The 18,312-nt window shown below is 45.4% G+C and carries 15 protein-coding genes and 1 pseudogene; 6 read left to right on the top strand and 10 right to left on the bottom strand.

Annotated elements, in window-relative coordinates:
* The first annotated feature begins 1 nt into the window (after position 1).
* The 6 genes and pseudogenes from atpF (at position 2) to GMES_RS22820 (ending at position 6,083) form a co-directional block, all read left to right on the top strand.
* Positions 2-910 carry a F0F1 ATP synthase subunit B gene (gene atpF / locus GMES_RS11355; RefSeq protein ID WP_006992832.1) on the top strand — a complete coding sequence of 303 codons (909 nt, stop codon included), beginning with the start codon at positions 2-4 and terminating at the stop codon, positions 908-910.
* A 68-nt stretch (positions 911-978) separates the two neighbouring features.
* Entirely contained in the window at positions 979-2,565 is a 1,587-nt protein-coding gene (locus GMES_RS11360) for an alternate F1F0 ATPase, F1 subunit alpha (RefSeq protein WP_006992833.1), read from the top strand.
* Positions 2,558-3,457: a F0F1 ATP synthase subunit gamma gene (locus tag GMES_RS11365; RefSeq protein ID WP_006992834.1), complete on the top strand. Its 900-nt coding sequence runs from the start codon at positions 2,558-2,560 to the stop codon at positions 3,455-3,457. The genes GMES_RS11360 and GMES_RS11365 overlap by 8 nt, the downstream gene beginning before the upstream one ends.
* A 320-nt stretch (positions 3,458-3,777) precedes the next feature.
* A complete protein-coding gene (locus tag GMES_RS11370) occupies positions 3,778-4,059 on the top strand; it encodes a carboxymuconolactone decarboxylase family protein (protein ID WP_006992835.1) in 282 nt (93 codons plus the stop codon).
* A 477-nt stretch (positions 4,060-4,536) separates the two neighbouring features.
* On the top strand, positions 4,537-5,385 hold the full coding sequence (locus GMES_RS22020; RefSeq protein WP_052013412.1) for a GAF domain-containing protein: 849 nt from the start codon (positions 4,537-4,539) through the stop codon (positions 5,383-5,385).
* Positions 5,386-5,577: 192 nt separating this feature from the next.
* A pseudogene (locus GMES_RS22820) lies at positions 5,578-6,083 on the top strand (diguanylate cyclase domain-containing protein).
* Between the two features lie 16 nt (positions 6,084-6,099).
* Here the strand turns inward: GMES_RS22820 and GMES_RS11380 are convergent.
* The 10 genes from GMES_RS11380 to GMES_RS11425 all read right to left on the bottom strand — a co-directional run bounded on the left by GMES_RS11380 (position 6,100) and on the right by GMES_RS11425 (position 18,229).
* Positions 6,100-7,116: a LacI family DNA-binding transcriptional regulator gene (locus tag GMES_RS11380; RefSeq protein ID WP_006992837.1), complete on the bottom strand. Its 1,017-nt coding sequence runs from the start codon at positions 7,114-7,116 to the stop codon at positions 6,100-6,102.
* A 14-nt stretch (positions 7,117-7,130) separates the two neighbouring features.
* Complete coding sequence (locus GMES_RS11385) at positions 7,131-8,558, bottom strand: MFS transporter (RefSeq protein ID WP_006992838.1); 1,428 nt, start codon at positions 8,556-8,558, stop codon at positions 7,131-7,133.
* Positions 8,559-8,573: 15 nt separating this feature from the next.
* Entirely contained in the window at positions 8,574-9,581 is a 1,008-nt protein-coding gene (locus GMES_RS11390) for a LacI family DNA-binding transcriptional regulator (RefSeq protein WP_006992839.1), read from the bottom strand.
* Between the two features lie 6 nt (positions 9,582-9,587).
* Positions 9,588-10,808, bottom strand: a complete 1,221-nt coding sequence (locus GMES_RS11395) for an aldose epimerase family protein (protein WP_006992840.1) — start codon at positions 10,806-10,808, stop codon at positions 9,588-9,590.
* 241 nt (positions 10,809-11,049) lie between these two features.
* Complete coding sequence (locus GMES_RS11400) at positions 11,050-12,618, bottom strand: sodium/sugar symporter (protein ID WP_006992842.1); 1,569 nt, start codon at positions 12,616-12,618, stop codon at positions 11,050-11,052.
* 308 nt (positions 12,619-12,926) lie between these two features.
* Positions 12,927-13,691 carry a 3-keto-disaccharide hydrolase gene (locus GMES_RS11405; RefSeq protein WP_033187064.1) on the bottom strand — a complete coding sequence of 255 codons (765 nt, stop codon included), beginning with the start codon at positions 13,689-13,691 and terminating at the stop codon, positions 12,927-12,929.
* Positions 13,692-13,760: 69 nt separating this feature from the next.
* Complete coding sequence (locus GMES_RS11410) at positions 13,761-14,360, bottom strand: gluconate 2-dehydrogenase subunit 3 family protein (RefSeq protein ID WP_006992844.1); 600 nt, start codon at positions 14,358-14,360, stop codon at positions 13,761-13,763.
* A 2-nt stretch (positions 14,361-14,362) separates the two neighbouring features.
* On the bottom strand, positions 14,363-16,048 hold the full coding sequence (locus tag GMES_RS11415) for a GMC oxidoreductase (protein WP_006992845.1): 1,686 nt from the start codon (positions 16,046-16,048) through the stop codon (positions 14,363-14,365).
* A gap of 53 nt (positions 16,049-16,101) precedes the next feature.
* Entirely contained in the window at positions 16,102-17,016 is a 915-nt protein-coding gene (locus GMES_RS11420) for a hydroxypyruvate isomerase family protein (protein ID WP_006992846.1), read from the bottom strand.
* Positions 17,009-18,229, bottom strand: coding sequence for a nucleoside permease (locus GMES_RS11425; protein ID WP_006992847.1), 1,221 nt, complete (start codon positions 18,227-18,229; stop codon positions 17,009-17,011). Before GMES_RS11425 ends, GMES_RS11420 begins: the two co-directional genes overlap by 8 nt.
* Positions 18,230-18,312: the final 83 nt, after the last annotated feature.

An 18,312-nucleotide genomic window follows, 5' to 3' on the forward strand; every position in this document is an offset into this window, starting at 1 on the left:
CATGCCAATCGACTGGTTTACGGTCATCGCCCAAGGGATCAATTTTTTACTGTTGCTATGGTTGCTAAAACACTTCTTGTATCACCCCATCATTGATGGTTTAGATGCCAGAGAAAAGAAGATTGCCGGTATTTTAGCGGATACTGATACCAGCAAAGCACAAGCTGAAAACTTACGCACTGAGTATGAAAGTAAACTCGCGCAAATTAAGCAAGAACGCACGCAGCTAGTTGGTGAGGCTAAAAATGAAGCGCAAACCGCGTCACAAAACCTGCTTGATGACGCACGACATAACGCCGAACAAATAGTGAAGAAACGGGTAGAAGCTCTGCGTTTAGAAATGGCCGAGCTTAAGCAAGATGTATTGCAACAGAATATTCAAGAAGTGTATGCCTTGAGTCGCAAAGTGTTAACCGAGCTAGCGGATGGCGACTTACAAACAAAGATGATTGATAAACTCGTTCAACGCCTTAACACTGTGGATGATGATCAGCATGCTGCGCTTACCCGTGCATTGGCCAATAGTGGCAATCAAATTGTGGTGCGCAGCGCTCAATCACTTACACAGGCGCAAAGAACACAATTGCTCGCTTGCTTGCAACAGTGCTTGCCCTCTTTGACAAAAGACGCATCACAAAATAGCGGTGTCAATACAGCGCCATCAGATCACGCCCATTCAATAAAGCTGTCAGAAAGTATCGTACCTAGCTTAATTAACGGTATCGAGCTTACGATAGGTGGTTGGAAACTCGCTTGGAGTGCAGACAACTACTTAGCTGAGTTACAAGAGGACGTTGAGGCAGGGTTTAGCCCTGTCAAAGAAAAGCCCTTAGGCCCTAATGTAAACGAGGGAACTGACAATCCTGAGGCTTATACCGCCCACCCTGAGGCTGAAATCCCCCATGCCTAAGTTTAAGCTTACATACCAAAGCGCCGGTAACAAGGCACGGCTAAAAACAGTAGCAAGAAGGAAGGGCAATGACTCCCAGCGTTGATAACAACCTGAAACAAAGTTACCAGCACCTGTTTGAACACCTTGAGCAAAGTCGTCAGCGAGTACAGCCCAGCTTTGTGTTACAAGAAATAGGGACGGTAAAAAGTGTTTCTGCCGGCATTGCCATCGTGCATGGCTTACCCAACGCAGGCTTTGAAGAGTTATTGCGCTTTCCTGGGGATATCTACGGCATTGCATTTAACATTGATGAACATGAAATTGGCGTCATCATGCTCGGGGATTACAGTCAGCTCAACGCAGGGGATGAAGTTAAGCGCACACGACGTGTGGTAGACATACCTGTTGGGGCTGATTTAATAGGCCGAGTCATTGATCCCCTTGGTCGTGCGCTTGATGGTAAAGGCAACCTGACCTGCAAGCAACGCATGGCAATAGAGCGCCCAGCCCCTGAGATAATGACGCGCTCCCCAGTCACTGAGCCACTGCAAACCGGCCTCAAAGTATTAGACGCGCTCATCCCGATTGGCAAAGGCCAGCGAGAGCTCATTATGGGTGACCGACAAACCGGTAAAACATCTATCGCGATAGATGCCATTCTCAATCAAAAAGACAAAAACGTGCTATGCGTCTATTGCGCCATCGGCCAAAAGTCAGCGTCAGTAGCGAAAATACTTGCCACCTTAAAGCACCACAATGCCTTTGAATACACAGTGGTCATGGTCACCGAGGGCAATGATCCCCCTGGGCTTGATTATATCGCTCCCTATGCAGCAACCAGTATTGGTGAGTATTTCATGGAGCAAGGCAAAGATGTGCTGATTGTTTATGATGATTTAACTCAGCACGCGCGCTCTTATCGAGAGCTATCCTTGTTACTGCGCAGGCCTCCGGGCAGAGAAGCCTTTCCTGGGGACATATTCTATCTTCACTCGCGCTTACTTGAGCGATCAACGCATTTGAATGAAGCGCACGGTGGTGGGTCGATGACCGCATTGCCCATCATTGAAACTGAAGAGCAAAATATGTCAGCTTACATACCGACCAATCTGATTTCGATCACCGATGGGCAAATTTATTTATCGCCATCGCTGTTTTCGCTCGGCATATTACCGGCTGTCGATGTAGGGAAATCTGTGTCTAGGGTGGGCGGAAAAGCACAACGAGCGGCATATAGAAAAGTATCAGGGGCATTAAAATTAGCTTACGCACAGTTCGAAGAGCTTGAAACCTTTGCCCGCTTTGGGGCGCGTCTAGATGCCAGTAGCTTACAGTTAATCGAACACGGTCAGCGCATTCGCTCGTGTCTTAAACAAGCTGAGTCAAGCCCACAGTCGGTGGCTGCTCAAATTGTGATATTACTGGCACTGACAAATGGCCTGTTTGATTCAATCGATTTAGCGGCTATGGATAGCGCTCAATCCGCTGCCATTGAGGGCCTAACTAGCCTGCCCCAGTCAATTATTGGAAAATTAGAACAGGCTGAAACCATAGAAGAGCATGATAAACACATCATTCTTGACATGTTATCCCAAACACTTAAACCTTTTACCGAAAGCACTTTACGCACTGGTGACAAAGCTCAGTTTATGGTTGAAGAAGCCAATGGGTGACTCAAGCAGTGTCATACAGCATAAACTGCACAGCGCAAACGATTTAAAATCGGTTGTTCGCACCATGAAAGCCATGGCGGCGGTCAATATTACGCAATACGAGAACGCTGTGCATGCCTTAGATGATTATTATCATACGGTGCAACTCGGCTTATTAGGGTATTTCCATCATATCGACATGCCCGCTCAAACGCCGAGCACGAAAATAACACCATTAAGCAAAGAGCGTGGCAAGACTGGGATTATCATCATTGGCTCAGATCAGGGGCTTGTAGGTCAATTTAATGATGTGCTGTTGGCATTTATGAGCGAGAAAATCGCGACTATTGCTAACGATAAACTAATATGGGCGGTGGGAGAGCGAATATACACTTGCCTAGAAGACAGCCATTATACGCTGCAAAAACCCCTTGTTTTGCCTAACACCATTGGTACGGTTAGGTCATTGGTCACAGAATTGTTGCAAGAAATCCACAGGCATCAGCAAACAAATAAGCTAGAAGAGGTCTATCTGTTTTTCAATCACAGTGCCCTAAACGCTCAATATGAGCCAACTTGCCAGCGCATACTCCCCTTAGACAACCAATGGCAGCAGCTAATTAACGCCCAAGCTTGGCCAACAAAGTGCATTCCAGAGCTATTAACGGCCCCTAAAAAAAGCTTTAGCGCATTGATTGGTGAATACCTATTTGCGTCTTTGTTCAGGGCCGCTACACAATCATTGGCCAGTGAAAATGCCAGCAGACTCACTTCTATGCAGCGTGCCGAAAAAAATATAGATGAGTTGCAAACCTTACTATTGAGGCAATTTCATCGCTATCGCCAGGGTGCCATTGATGAAGAGTTATCAGACTTGGTCAGTGGGTTCGAAGCGTTGGGAAGTGCTGATTAATCCGTAGTCAAGTCTGATAAGTGTGAACAACTAATATGTTGTCACCCCTGCACGTACACCCGGCCGCCGCATAAAAATTAAACGACTTTCATTTGACCTGCATCAATAGCTCATTTGATTAAGGGCGCATACTTATTTGCATGAAAAAGTAGATATACCATCACGTTTTGTGTGAATAACTTTTATGGCGTGTAGATCATTTTCACTCATCAAACTCATCACATTAGAAGGCCGAATCAAAGCAAGCAACTGATCACATCAACACCTATCAGAAACCACAAGACCTAAGTGCCAAATTAATCTCTGAAATCCCTGAAACGATGGCGGGTTTCGGTGAACTGCACGTAAATGCTGTCGCCAAAGGCGCTTTGGACAATAAAACTAAAGAGCTTATTGCACTCAGTATTGCGATATCTGTGCGCTGCAATGGGTGTATTGCTTTTCACGTGCATGACGCACTTAAAGCCGGTGCAAATAGGCAAGAAATTGTGGAGACCATAGGGGTGGCAATATTAATGGGTGGCGGCCCGTCCATGGTTTATGGTTGCGAAGCACTAGAAGCCCTAGAGCAATTCGAGCTAAATCAAGACTTACCTTTGTAAACAAAACGCTGGGGGGGCGGCCTACAAAACGGCATTTTCAGTGCAGTCTGTGGCTTTTAAGCAAAGCGGACGTTTGCCGAGCCAGGCGGCCATAACACCAAAAGTATTCAAACTAGCATTAGTGTTTCAAGAAAAGTGTTCAAAGAAGCTACACAGAATCTGTTACAGGCTCAGGGTTCGTCATTGAAGCAATTTACTTCTGTCACAACCCTTTGTTACAACCCTTTGCCACAGCCTTGTAACTTAACCATTTAGCTTAAGCAGTTGATTCATTGTTAGAATACTTCCAGATAGATCGAAACTCGTTCATCTAAAATATACAAACAGTGTTAACACCGAAGTTGGCAGCTGATCCAGCACAAATTTGTTACCTTATCTTATTGTTTTTTATAACACTAACGGTTAATTTCAGCTATCTTATCCATTGGTTTATTGCACTTTAAGAGAACGCCACCATGCATTTTACGGTGACCTAATATGACGGTTAAATTTCAGCATCGTACCTTAGAAGATAAAATTCTTCTGGCCATCACAGGCGCAGCCACATTAGTACTTTCCCCTTTTCTCGTGCTGAGTATTTTGGCAGGAGATATCGCTAATAGTTTGGTAGATGTAGTCGCAGTAGGTGGGATCTTCGCCATTTTCTTAGGGGTTTGGTTCACTAGCAGAATTAAACTTTTCAGTGGAATATTCGCTTTTGTTGCTCAAGTCACCATTTTAATAGGCATACACGTTAAGGGCGCGGGGTTAATTTATTGGGTTTTCCCTATCATTATTGCCAGCTTTTACCTCTTACCGACCCTGATTGCTAGCCTGTTTAACTTCGTATTGATTACCATAGCGTGCTTTTTAACGTTTCAACAATTCGACAGTTTCACCTTTCCACGTATTATTGCGTCGTTTGTGGTAACGAACCTATTTTCGTTAATATTTTCAGTTTTTATGCAGAATAAAAATCGACAATTATCAAACAAAGACAAGGTAAACCAAATTCACAATAACATTCTCGAGTTAATCGCCAGTTCCAGTAAGTTATCCAAAATACTCCCTGCAATTATTAATGGCATCGAAAATGAAATCCCTAATGCGTTATGCAGCGTGCTACTGGTGGATAAAAAAGGCAGGCGTTTATTAGTTGGCGCAGCGCCTAGCCTTCCCAATTATTACAATCAGGCTATAGACGGCCTAACCATTGGTCACGGTATTGGCGCATGGGCAGAGGCGGCGTTCTCTTCAAAGCGTGTGGTTGTGCCAGATATTGCTAGTCATCCGGGGTGGGTGGATTGGACCGAGTTAACCCAAAAAGCCCAGTTAGCCTCTTGTTGATCTGAACCTATTATTGGCAACAACGGAAAAATTTTGGGCAGCTTCGTTATCTATTTTCGAAAGCAATACTCGCCAAAAACTGAAGAATTCAAACTTATAGAACAGTTTGTTAATCTCACTCGCATCGCGATTGAGCGAGAAAAAGCCGATAAATTAATATGGCAGCAAGCCAACTATGACAGCTTAACGTACTTGCCTAATCGCAACCTACTTTATGAACACCTCGCCAGCGCAATGACCCAAGCAGATCGAGAGAAAAAAGAACTTGCTGTTGCCATGTTAGATCTTGATAAATTAAAGCGGTCAATGACACACTAGGTCATGCTGCTGGTGATATCGTCTTGGTGGAGTGTTCAAAACGCATCAAAGGGTGCATTCGTAAAAGTGATATCGCGGCGAGACTTGGCGGAGATGAATTTATCATCGTCCTGCGTGATGCCATCTCCCCTGAAGATATTGAGGCCCTAGGGCGCAAATTATCAGATGCACTGGCCAAGCCTTATTATATCCAAGATGAGAGCGTTTACTGTACCGCGAGTATTGGTATTGCGTTCTATCCAAGTGATGCTGCGGACATGGATGCCCTGCTTAAAAACGCCGACCAAGCTATGTATAAAGCAAAAGCAAGGGGGCGCAACAGTGTTCATTACTTCGCTAGTGGGTCAATCCAAATTACTGAAGAAAACAACGCGCCTTAAAAACGCCCATCAAACCTCATGAGAGCCGCGTTACCGATTGTCTTTCCACTAGCACAGGACTGTATTTGTGCTCATCCATGACGTAATCTGGCTCACTATCACCATTTCCCTTGCTTAGTGTAAGTGCCAGCTCCGTCGCCTTCATAGCCATTGCTTCGATAGGATTATGAATTGTCGTCAGCTTAGGCTTCATGCATTGGGCCAAGATCAAATTATTAAAGCCAACCACTGATACATCATCGGGCACTGTCATGCCATGAGCCTTCAACATTGACACCGCCCCCACCGCAATGGCATCGTTGTAGGCTAAAATAGCGCTAAACTCCACCCCTCGTGCTAGTAAGTTTTGTACAGCGACTTCACCGCCTTCGTAGGTAGCCGCGCTTTGCTCTAACATTTCGATTTCGTAGGTGACTGGATATTTGGCTAACTGGGCTTTCATTCCCTCAATGCGAAGTCGGGTGTTATTTTGAATACCATCCACCCCAATGACCGCAATTTTTTTATGGCCTTTATCTACAATATGGTCTGCCATCAACGCGCCGCCTAACTTGTCATCTAGCCAGATGCAGCGATTTTCAATCTCTTTAATATGCCGATTAAGTAACACTAAGCCTGGTACTTTACGGGCAAAATCAATTAAGGTTTCGTCGTCTATCATGGCGCTGTGCACCACTAAGGCTTTATAACGATGCTCCAGCAAAACTTCAATGGCGTCGAGCTCGCTGGCGCGATCAAACGCCCCTGAGTTGAGGAAAATCTGCAAGTCCTTTTGCGCGGCGACTTTTTCAATACCATGAGCCATTTTGGCGAATAAAGGGTCGGTTAAGTCAGCAAGTACAATCCCTATCGACGCGTTGTTTTGCATATTGATTGCTTGTGCATTAGCATTTGGCTGGTACTGCATTTCACGCATAATACGCTTTATTTTTTCACGTGTTTTAGCGCCGACTTTCGGCCCGTCGTTAATAACCCGTGAAACACTCGCCGGTGATACACCAGCAGCCTTAGCAATATCTTTAATGGTTGGCATGACTTAAGCTCATTTTAGATTCCATGTATAGCATCTTTACTCAATGCCATTTGTTGTTCGGATAAGGGATAACACTTCACGATCATTAAGGATATACAACACAGTACTAACGGGCCTCCCGCTAAGCACAGACGCATCAAAAATATACTACCTGGGCTTTGATCTTCCCCTGCATTAGCGTCAAAACCCACTAGGTTGAGCAGCAGACCAGCACCGACCATCGTCATCACAACGCCAATGTTAATCACTCTATTTTGCGCTGAAACAAAATACCCTACCTTATTTTGTCCGGATAGTTTTCGCTCATAGTCACATAAATCGGCCAACATACTGGGTATGATAACGGAAATGGCCACCCAAGAAGGCGCACCTAATAATGCATCAATGATCACAGCCCACTCATTGCCTGGCTGATAAATAAACCATTTCAACACCGCACCCAAGGCAGTTAACCAGTAGATGATACTCAAAGTCTTTAATTTACCGAGCTTTATAGTAACGTATGAAAATAGCGGGATCATGACTAACGTTACCAATGCAAACGTCGACGATAAAATGCCCTTCCAGTAAGCACCTGCAGCAACGTCACCGCCCTTTACAAAATACACCAAAAGATAAAAATCAAAACTGGTAAAAATGCTGATTGCACCAAATTTAATCAGCGTCAAACTTAACAACAAAAATAAGGCTCTCTTCGTTCTTTCGTCTGTTGGTGGTTTGGCGATATTTATATAAACAGGGGCATTTCCAGGCGTTTCTTTTTTGCGCTCAAATGGATTCTTTTGCTCAGTATTGATCGACGGGGATGTCACCTTTTTTGGAGCACAACACCACGCGCTAACGATAGAAAAAAAGGCGATCAGCACGATCCCGATAAACCAGCCCACATACTGGATCCCCAGATATATGCTGCCCCATATGGACAATTGTGCCAAGGGAAACAACCAAAAATAAGCGAAGGTGCCAAACCGCTCAAACAAAGAGCCAAATGCCATGACCTTAACGCGCTGAGTTTCGTCACGGCTTAGCTCAAATGCCAGCGACTTAACGTTGATAGTAAGAAACGTCAAGGCGATAGAGAACAAGAAGTTGAGCGCTAACACATACCATAATACGTCAGCATTTGACCAAGTATTTGGCACCCACCATATCGCGCCAAATAGCACACCCGAGGTCACCCCAGAGATGTGGAGCGTGACACCGCGGTTACCATGTTTATGCTGTAAACGTTCAGAAACTCGACCAACATATTGGCTGATAAAAGCGGCAAACATAATAGGAGCGGCAATCACTAGGCTTAACCAAAATGGGTCTATCCCTAGGGTCATCTGAAAGTAAGGAATGGCCATTGCACTAAGGCTCTGGTTTGCAAAAAAGAGTGCTAAGAAACCAAAGCCTAGAGCGATAAGATGCTGACGAGAAAGATCGGGTAACGTCAGCATGTGCTCGCCACTTCGCTAGCGTTTTGTAGCTGACTCACGCTTCACCAGAAATGGCCTATATTGGTAGTCTTTCGCGTTCTGGTTAAGCGTTTGGTCTTTAGCTATAAGGCTAAGGGCCAATTCTGTGGCCTTACGCGCCATAATATCAATTGGGTACTTCACCGTAGTCAATTTAGGCATACAATACTTAGCCAACAGAACATCATCAAAGCCGATGATTGATACATCGTCCGGTATTCGTTTTCCTAAATCCGTCAATGCCGAGATCACGCCAGTTGCCATTGCATCATTGTAGCAAAGCACTGCGCTGAATTTCACCCCGCGCTGAATGAGACTTTCCACGGCGGCGCGACCACCATCGTAATCTGGTGAGCCGTGAGCAATATATTCCTCTGGTAAAGCTATTTGATGAGCATCTAGTGATTGACGAATACCATTTAGCCTGTGAGTTGCATCATAGACTCGCTCTTTGGTGGATATCACTGCAATTGCGGTATGACCAAGGGATGCCATATAATCGGCCATCACCTTTCCCCCCGCAATATTATCAAACCAAACACAACGCTCACTGATCTCGGGAATAAATTTATTGATTAATACGAAGCCAGGAATGCGCTGAGCCAAATCGATAAGGACATCATCAGCTAAAGCTTTACTGTTCACCACCATGGCTTCACAGCGCTGGGCTTGCAAACTTTTTATGGCGGTTAACTCTTTTTGCGCATCTAATGAGCCGGTACTGACCAATACTTTAAACTTGCGCTTTTTAGCAACATTTTCAATGCTGCTGGCCATTTGCGCAAAGAAAGGATCGGCGAGCTGTGAAATAACCACACCTATGGTGTGCGTGCTTTTGCTCACTAACGCCCGAGCATGGGCATTGGGCCTAAAATCCAGTTCAGCAATTGCTTTTTCAATTCTGGCTTTGGTTTTTGGACTCACGACAACGGTGGAACTCAATACCCTAGATACCGTCGCTGGTGACACACCAGCCAATTTTGCTACATCTTTAATGGTTGCCATTGCTTTTTACTGTCTGCTCCCAAAGCGATAAACGGTTGATTCAGAGAATGTTTCACCGGGCCTTAATAAGGTAGAGGGAAATTGAGGTTGATTCACCGAATCGGCAAAGTGCTGCGTTTCTAATGCGACGCCACTGCGAAATGTCATTGCTTTTCCCTGCTTACCGATTGGACTACCGTTCATGAAGTTACCCGTGTACACGTGCACACCTGGCTGTGTGGTCAGAATATCTAACACTCGCCCGCTGTCAGGCTCATAAAGTTGAACTTGATGTTGCAACTTACCATCATATCGATTGAACACCCAAGTATGATCGAAGCCACCATGGGTTTTATCTTGCCCATTGGCTAATTTCAATTGTTCGTGCTCACTCGTGAGTCGCTCATGTAACGTTGCCGCAATCGTTAAATCGAACGGTGTTCCCTCTACTCTCATTAATTTTCCTGTTGGCAATAGGCCTTTTTTGACCTGCACTAAATCGCTAGCGTCAACACGCAGTTTATGCTGCTCGATGTCGCGCTTCTGGTTACCGCTCAAATTGAAATAGATATGAGAGATAAGATTAACAGGGGTTGTTTTGTCACTGGTAGCACTAAAACTAACGGTAAACTCATTGTTAGCATTTAAGCGATACAACACGGTTACATTGGCATTGCCCGGATACCCTTCTTCTCCGTCGAGAGATAAATAGCGCATCTCGACTCCACCGCGCACTTGGCGTGCGTGCCACAGCTTCTTATTAAACCCCACTTCTCCGCCATGAGCATGATTGCCTTTGTTACCACCATCACGTTTGACGCTTAATTGTACTGGTTTACCATCGATTCGAAAGTGCCCACCGGCAATACGATTGGCAAAGCGACCGACTGTGGCACCGTTATAACAACAGTCGTGCACATACTCATCTGCGCTGTCGTAACCCAACATTACATCTTCAAATGCCCCTTGTTTATCCGGCACGACAATGGATGTTACATAGGCTCCCCAGTTCGTTACACTCACACGCATGCCATATTGATTAGATAAGGTAAAACGTTTTATTTCTTCACCTTCATATTGGCCCCAAACTTCCTGAGTCACGACCACATTAGACTCACCTTCTTGTGCATTGAGCAATGCAGGTAGGCAGAGCAAACAACACGAGCCAATAAATAAAAATGGTCGAAGCAAAATCCCTAGCCGGTTAAACCGAAAATAAGCATGAATCAATAATGTGGAGTGTTTCATCAATAATACATATCAAAGTTGCATGAACTACCACAAACATACGATAAAAAGATGATAAACTCCAGCCAAAATGAAATCGGTTCACCTACAAAAACTGATTTAAGAAAATTGATTGTTAATGACGATACTATGCAAAAACGTTGACTAAGATCGAACAGACAAGAGATAAGGGATAAGAAACAGGAAATATATAGAACAGTGAAGAAAAGTCAGGGCCGAGCACCAGCCCTGATTAAAGACATTACCACCAGGTGACGTACAAACCTATGAGTATCAACACACAGCCTATGCCGGCGATATTAAAGCCCGTCGTAGTACCAAAGTTCACATCACTTAAATCTACGCTGCTATCATTTTTTGGCGCGGACTCACGTAATGATACGAAATAGGTTAAAGCTAAGCACATTAAAAATACAATGCCGATGCGATCCATAAATGGCAGCTCAGGCAAGAAAAAGGCAAACAATACAGAGAAGGCTGCGGAGCCAATAGCAGCAGCCAAAGCGCCTGTTGAGGTAGTACGCTTCCAAAACATGCCCATTAGAAAAATCACTGTGATCCCAGGGGAAAACAACCCGGTAAATTCTTGAATATACTGAAACGCCTGCTCTGACTGCCCGATAAGGGGCTGAGCAACACATACCGCTACTACCAAAGAGGTAACGGTTGCCAAGCGGCCAATGTTCACATAGTGATTTTCATCTTTGTCATGGCGCACAGGACGGTAAATATCCATAGTAAAAATGGTAGAGATACTATTGGTCATCGAGGCCAACGACGAAACAATAGCGGCCACAAGTGCGGCGAACACGAGTCCCTTTATGCCCACTGGCATAAGTGACATCATAGATGGATAGGCTTGGTCGGGCTTTTCAATATCTGGAAATAAAATCACCGCAGCGATACCAGGTAGTACCACTATGATTGGCATTAATAACTTCAAGTACGCTGCAAATGCGATACCTTTTTGTGCTTCTTGAATGCTCTTTGCTGCTAACGCACGCTGAATAATATATTGGTTAAAACCCCAATACCCCACGTTCATCACCCACAGACCGCCGACTAGCACCGAGATACCTGGCAGATTCATGTATTCGCTATTATCAGGGCTTAAAATCATGTCGAAGTGGCCCGGGACTTTTTCAGTCAATATGTTAAAGCCTTTTAACACCCCTGCCCCGCCCGAGATTTGTTGCAGCGCTAAGTAACTTAAAAAGAAGCCGCCAAAAACCAGCAACACAACTTGAATGATATCAGTGTACGCCACTGCCTTTAATCCGCCGTAGGTGGAATACGCCACGGAAAAAACAGCTAAAAAGATCATGCCATACATCCAATCAATGCCCGCGACGCTCTGTATTGCTAATCCCCCTAACCACAAAACCGAGGTCAAATTAACGAAAATAAATACCCCTAACCAAAAAAGCGCTAAGGTGGTCTTTACCCGGCTGTCAAAGCGTTGCTCTAAATATTGCGGCATGGTGTAAATGCCATTTTTAAGGAATATGGGCAGTAAATACTTCCCCACCAAAATCAACGTAATGGCCGCCATCCACTCATAAGAGGCAATACCTAGGCCTAACGCAAAACCAGAACCTGACATACCAATGATTTGCTCTGCTGAGATATTGGCAGCGATTAATGACGCTCCAATCGCCCACCAAGGTAAGGATTTACTCGCCAAAAAATAATCTTGCGTGGTTCTGTCATGTGACTTTTCGTCACGGGATATCCAAAGAGCAAGGGCAAGTAACCCAGCGGCGTAAACAATAAACACCCCCAGATCAATTGGGTCGAGTGAATAGTTCATTTGTTATTTTCCTTGTCGCTATTTGTTGAAATCTACCACTCACCACTCAGAAAAAGGCAAGTAAGATTGACGGTATTTATAAGGTTTGACTCTATATCAATTAAAGCGAAAAACTATACGCTAACGTTTCGTTAAATGCCAACATCATGAAATCGGTTTACCTCAAGAGTAAATTCCAACGCTTGGTAGAAGTGTACAATAATCAGTCAGCACACAATGACGAATGAGTAGGCCATACGTTGTACAACCGATGTAAAAAGAGCCGCGAAAGGCGGCTCTAATAATTAACACTATTATTAACGTATGCGTTAAAGTTCTCGCACCCAGATATTACGGAAACTGACTAAATTACCATGATCTTGCAGCTGTAAAGGGGCGCAGCCATGGGCTTCATAACTTGGCGCTCCGATCCATTCTGTTTTACCTTGAATTTCAGTGTGATTCTGCAACAAAACGCCATTGTGCATCACAGTAACGTAGGCCGGCGCAGTGAGCTTTTTACCCTTGAAGCGCGGCGCTGTATATATGATGTCATAGTACTGCCACTCACCTGCTGGGCGCATGGCATTAGCAAGGGGGATGGTTTGCTTATAAACACTGCCTGCCTGCCCATTTGAATAGGTAGGGTTTTCATAGGAATCTAACACTTGCACTTCATAGCGCTGCTGAAAGAACACACCGCTGTTATTACGCTGCTGTCCTTTCATACCCTCGACTTGGGTAGGCGTGCGCCATTCCATATGTAATTGCACATCACAAAAGTTCTGTTTGGTTTTAATATCCCCAGCACCCGGTTTTACCGTCATCACATCGCCGCTGATACTCCAAGATGCTTCGCCGCCTTTAAGCGCTTCCCATGCACTTAAATCATCGCCATTGAAAAGAACCACCGCGTCTGACGGTGCTTTACCCACGGGGGTTGACACAGTCTTAGGGACAGGCTCCCACACTTCGGTTTTTTGCGCTTGCGCTTCACGCTCTGCTTGGCTCTGCTCGGCGTATACGCCGTGGCTCAGCGATATAGCACCGGCCAGTAATAACGTTAGATTGCTTATTCGTTTGGTTAACTTCATCAATTTTGTCCCTTGGGGTAAAGTTTTGTCATGGGTGATTGTGTCATTTAACACTCAATTAGTTGCCTACTAAGTAGCCCACGCGCGATCCCCTTTTTTATACGGCAATTCACCATCGTAGCGCCCTGGAATAGCCACATAACGCAACACTTTGGTCGCGCCTTCTTTAGAGGTGAAAAAGGTAAATAACGTCAGCTGTTTTATCAGTGTAAAGCCGTGCGGCAAGGGTTTCTCTGCGTCTTTTACGCCTTTGCTCGCCAACTTAGCCTTAGTGTTAAATACATCTGCTTCGTCATTCAAAGAGGCTAGCAGGCTAGTGCGCTCGTCGTTGCTGAGTAACAGAAAGTCTTTACCATAAGTTGATTTGGCCAACGCCTTTATCTTTGCTATACCATCTTTAAACGCAGCTTGCTGAGGAGCGGTATAACAATCGGTGACAATCACCGCCATCATAAAGCCGACATTGACATCTTTTGCCCCAGGGGTATCAGTACGAGGAATAATCACCTCGCCGACTTCATTGAAAAATGCGATATCGTCTTTTGAGAACGCCGTCTCTTGAACGGTTTTCATCGGCAGCGTGACATAAGCCATCGCATTAGCACTTACAAATGCCGTGCCTGTGGCAGCGGCAATCATTTTAAGTAGTTCGCGTCTGTTCATACTCATGATTACAGGTTTCCTTTTTTCAGTTCTTCAACTGCAAAGTCAGCCGCCCGTGCGGTCAACGCCATGTAGGTCAACGAAGGGTTCACACAAGAAGCGGAGGTCATGCAGGCCCCGTCGGTAACGAAAACGTTTAGCGCATCCCACACTTGGTTGTTACCATTGAGTACTGATGTTTTAGGGTCGCGACCCATACGTGCGGTACCCATTTCATGAATACCTTGCCCAGGGAAGTAATCCGCATCGTAGCCTTGCACGTTTTTCATGCCTGCGGCTTCGAATATATCAATCGCGTCTTGCATCATGTCTTTGCGCATGCGCTTTTCGTTGTCTTTTATCTCAACGTCCATAGCTAACACCGGCAAGCCCCATTTATCTCGCTTGGTCTTATCTAAGAAAATACGATTGCTGTGATCAGGTAACATTTCACCAAACGCCGTCATGCCTATTTGCCAAGAGCCAGGCTCGCTTATCGCATTCTTTAGGTCAGCTCCAATGCCCATTTCGGCTACGTCCCGTCCCCAACCTTGACGACTCGCAGAGCCCTGATAGCCAAAACCACGCACGTAATCCCGCTTGTCATCACCCCAGTTACGAAAACGCGGTACGTAGAATCCACTTGGGCGGCGGCCATAGTGATACTTGTCTTCATAGCCTTCCACCATGGCATGAGCGCCAATTCGAAAATGGTGATCCATTACGTTATGACCAAGCTCGCCGCTGCTGCTACCTAAACCACCCTGCCAAATATCAGTCGCTGAGTTCATCAGTAACCAAGTAGAGTTAAATGAAGACGCATTGACGAATAATATCTTGCTGGTGAATTCATAAGTCTCGTTCGTTTCAGCATCTATAACCGCCACACCTTTAGCGCGCTTCTTATCTTTATCGTATAAAATTTCAGTCACGATAGAATACGGGCGCACCGTCAGGTTACCGGTTTTAACCGCTGCTGGCAGCGTTGATGACTGCGTACTGAAATACCCACCAAAAGGACACCCCAACCAACATTTATTTCGGTACTGGCAATTCGTGCGGCCTTCTTTAGGCTTAGGCTCGGTCATGTTAGAGGTACGCCCCGGAATTAGATGACGTTGGCCTTTAAACGTTTTCTGTATTCTAGCCGCCACGTCTTTTTCCACGCAGTTAAGGGGCATCGGCGTTTGATATTCACCATCAGGCAACACATCTAGCCCGTCTTTGCTACCACTGATGCCAGCGAAGCGCTCTACGTAATCGTACCAAGGTGACACGTCCTCGTAACGAATAGGCCAATCAACCGCAATGCCTTCTTTCGCATTGGCCTGAAAATCTTCTTTGTTTAATCGATAACTTTGACGACCCCAAGTGAGCGAACGCCCACCCATGTGGTAACCGCGAAACCAATCAAAACGCTTTTCTTCCACATAGGGGCTGTCTTTTTCATTGGTCCACATGCCAAGTGTTGGCTCGTTCAAAGGATAGTCGCGTTTTAACACAGGGTAATTCTCAATCATCTCCTGCGTGCGTTCACCCCGATGCGGGTAATCCCACGCTTCTTTGTGGGCGTTGGTGTAGTCTTTTACGTGCTCAATGTTTCTGCCTCTTTCTAGCATTAACACTTTAAGCCCTTTTTCGGTTAACTCTTTTGCTGCCCAACCACCACTGATACCTGAGCCAACAACGATTGCGTCGTAATGATTATTCTTCATTTCTGGTCCCTAACTTCTTGCTGCATAATGTGTGAAAAAGTCATCGCTAGAGCTCACACATCACAAATGTGAATGGCTTCTCGTAACGATTCGATTTTGCCTGCTTTGGTCTCAGCAGCGGGTATAAACTCCTGAGCAAGGTAACCGGTAAAGCCTACATCCTTAATTGCCCTAGCAATGGCTGGATAATAAAGCTCTTGGTTATCTCCGATTTCATGGCGACCCGGCACACCTGCAGTGTGGTAGTGGCCAAAATATTGATGATTATCTTGAATGGTGCGAATGATATCGCCTTCGTTTACTTGCATATGGTAGATGTCGTAAAGCAGTTTAAAATGCTCAGAGCCGAGCGCTTTACATAGATCCACGCCCCATTTGGAGCTGTCGGCCATATAATCTGGGTGGTCAACCTTGCTGTTAAACAACTCCATTTGTATCACTACGCCTTTTTCTTCAGCGTAAGGCAGAATACGTTTAAGGCCTGCAACCGCGTTTTTAAGCCCCTGCTCTTTGCTCATACCTCGAGCATTGCCGCTGAAACATATAAGGTTTTTGTAACCTGCCTGTGCCACTAAATCGATATGTTTTAGGTAACGCTTTTCAAGCTCATCGTGAAACTCTGGGTGAATAAAGCCATCGACTAGGTTCAGCTCGGCTCCGTTACACATGGATGAGTCAATGCCGTAACGTTTGAGGATTGGCCAACCTTCTGGGCCGATTAAATCAATAGCAGAAAAACCCAACGATTTAACCACTTTGCAAAGCTCCTCAATCGATAAATCGCCGTACGTCCAGCGAGCAACGGAGTGATTAATATTGCCTTTGAATTTAGCAACGCCCGGTTGATTAGCATTGTTATCGATTTCGTTACTTTCGCTAGAGGCACAACCACTGACCACTGTACTTGCCGCCAATGCGGCACTACTAAGTGCAATACCTTTGAGCATATTTCGACGTGAGTTACTCATTACCTGACACCTTCTCGTCCTTAAATGTGAACATAAAAATAACAAACACACCTAAGGCGAACGCTGCGGGGAACAACCAGACATCAACCCAAGAGTGGCCAGCTACGGTGGTGTATTTATCGGTTATCTGCCCAGCAACCCAAAAGCCAATCAGCATACCCACACCATATGTGGCTAAGGTAATCAGACCCTGAGCGGCGCTTTTCACTTTGTCTCCGGCTTTTGAATCAGTGTAGATTTGCCCAGATACAAAGAAGAAGTCATAACAAATACCATGCAGTGCGATACCCACTAGCAGTAACGCCACTCCGCCATCTGCATCGCCAAAGGCGAAAAGTGCATAACGCACTACCCAAGCGAGCATGCCGATGAGCAAAGTGATTTTGATGCCAAAACGGTTTAAGAACACTGGCAGAGCTAACATGAATAACACTTCAGACACTTGGCCTAAGGTCATCTTTCCCGTGGCGTTGTCCACGCCTATTTCAGTTAGGAACGGGTTGGCATTTTGGTAATAAAACGCCAAAGGAATACAAATTAAAACCGAAGATAAAAAGAACACTAAGAAATTTCTGTCTTTAAGCAGTGCTAGTGCATCAAGGCCCAGCACTTCTTTTAACCCGACGTGTTCCCCCGCACTTTTTGGCGGTGTTTTTGGTAAGGTAAAGCTAAACAAACCGAGTATCAAAGATGCGCCTGCGCACAATAAGAATGTATTGCGTAACATGCCATCTTCGATGGCTTGCTTGGAATCCCATGAGAACGCATAGCTGATGGCTAAACCGGCTACAATCCAGCCCACCGTGCCCCATACGCGAATCTTGCCAAATTGCTTCGACGGGTTATCCATTTGTGCGAATGACACAGAGTTAACCAGCGCTAAGGTTGGCATGTAGGCAATCATGTAACCCAAAACGAGTGGGTAGAACGCATCAAAGTCAGGCGCTTGATACAGGCAATACATCAACACTGCGCCAATGAGATGCAACACACCTAAAATACGCTCTGCGTTAAAGTACCGATCTGCAACGAGACCAATCACGAACGGCGCGATAATCGCCCCCCATGATTGAGTAGAAAAGGCCATGCCTATTTCGCCGCCAGTGGCTTGCAACGTATTAGCCAAGAATGTGCCTAAGGTAACAAACCAGCCCCCCCAGATAAAAAACTGCAGAAACATCATCACGCTTAATCGCGTTGTTATCGTATTCATTTTCTAACCCTTGATTATGGCACTGGCAAGCATGCGTCCGTGCCGACTCATCATTTCTATTGCTTCACTTAAAGGCGCTAAGC

Origin of the sequence: Paraglaciecola mesophila KMM 241, from assembly GCF_000315015.1 — a bacterium.
Taxonomy (GTDB): domain Bacteria; phylum Pseudomonadota; class Gammaproteobacteria; order Enterobacterales; family Alteromonadaceae; genus Paraglaciecola; species Paraglaciecola mesophila.

Coding starts and splice junctions, on each gene's coding strand:
- GMES_RS11410 (WP_006992844.1), bottom strand. CDS start 14,360: ATGAGTATGAACAGACGCGAACTACTTAAAATGATTGCCGCTGCCACA.
- GMES_RS11420 (WP_006992846.1), bottom strand. CDS start 17,016: ATGAGTAACTCACGTCGAAATATGCTCAAAGGTATTGCACTTAGTAGT.
- GMES_RS11425 (WP_006992847.1), bottom strand. CDS start 18,229: ATGAATACGATAACAACGCGATTAAGCGTGATGATGTTTCTGCAGTTT.
- GMES_RS11360 (WP_006992833.1), top strand. CDS start 979: ATGACTCCCAGCGTTGATAACAACCTGAAACAAAGTTACCAGCACCTG.
- GMES_RS11390 (WP_006992839.1), bottom strand. CDS start 9,581: ATGGCAACCATTAAAGATGTAGCAAAATTGGCTGGTGTGTCACCAGCG.
- GMES_RS11395 (WP_006992840.1), bottom strand. CDS start 10,808: ATGAAACACTCCACATTATTGATTCATGCTTATTTTCGGTTTAACCGG.
- GMES_RS11380 (WP_006992837.1), bottom strand. CDS start 7,116: ATGCCAACCATTAAAGATATTGCTAAGGCTGCTGGTGTATCACCGGCG.
- GMES_RS22020 (WP_052013412.1), top strand. CDS start 4,537: ATGACGGTTAAATTTCAGCATCGTACCTTAGAAGATAAAATTCTTCTG.
- GMES_RS11400 (WP_006992842.1), bottom strand. CDS start 12,618: ATGAACTATTCACTCGACCCAATTGATCTGGGGGTGTTTATTGTTTAC.
- GMES_RS11405 (WP_033187064.1), bottom strand. CDS start 13,691: ATGAAGTTAACCAAACGAATAAGCAATCTAACGTTATTACTGGCCGGT.
- GMES_RS11370 (WP_006992835.1), top strand. CDS start 3,778: ATGGCGGGTTTCGGTGAACTGCACGTAAATGCTGTCGCCAAAGGCGCT.
- GMES_RS11415 (WP_006992845.1), bottom strand. CDS start 16,048: ATGAAGAATAATCATTACGACGCAATCGTTGTTGGCTCAGGTATCAGT.
- atpF (WP_006992832.1), top strand. CDS start 2: ATGCCAATCGACTGGTTTACGGTCATCGCCCAAGGGATCAATTTTTTA.
- GMES_RS11385 (WP_006992838.1), bottom strand. CDS start 8,558: ATGCTGACGTTACCCGATCTTTCTCGTCAGCATCTTATCGCTCTAGGC.
- GMES_RS11365 (WP_006992834.1), top strand. CDS start 2,558: ATGGGTGACTCAAGCAGTGTCATACAGCATAAACTGCACAGCGCAAAC.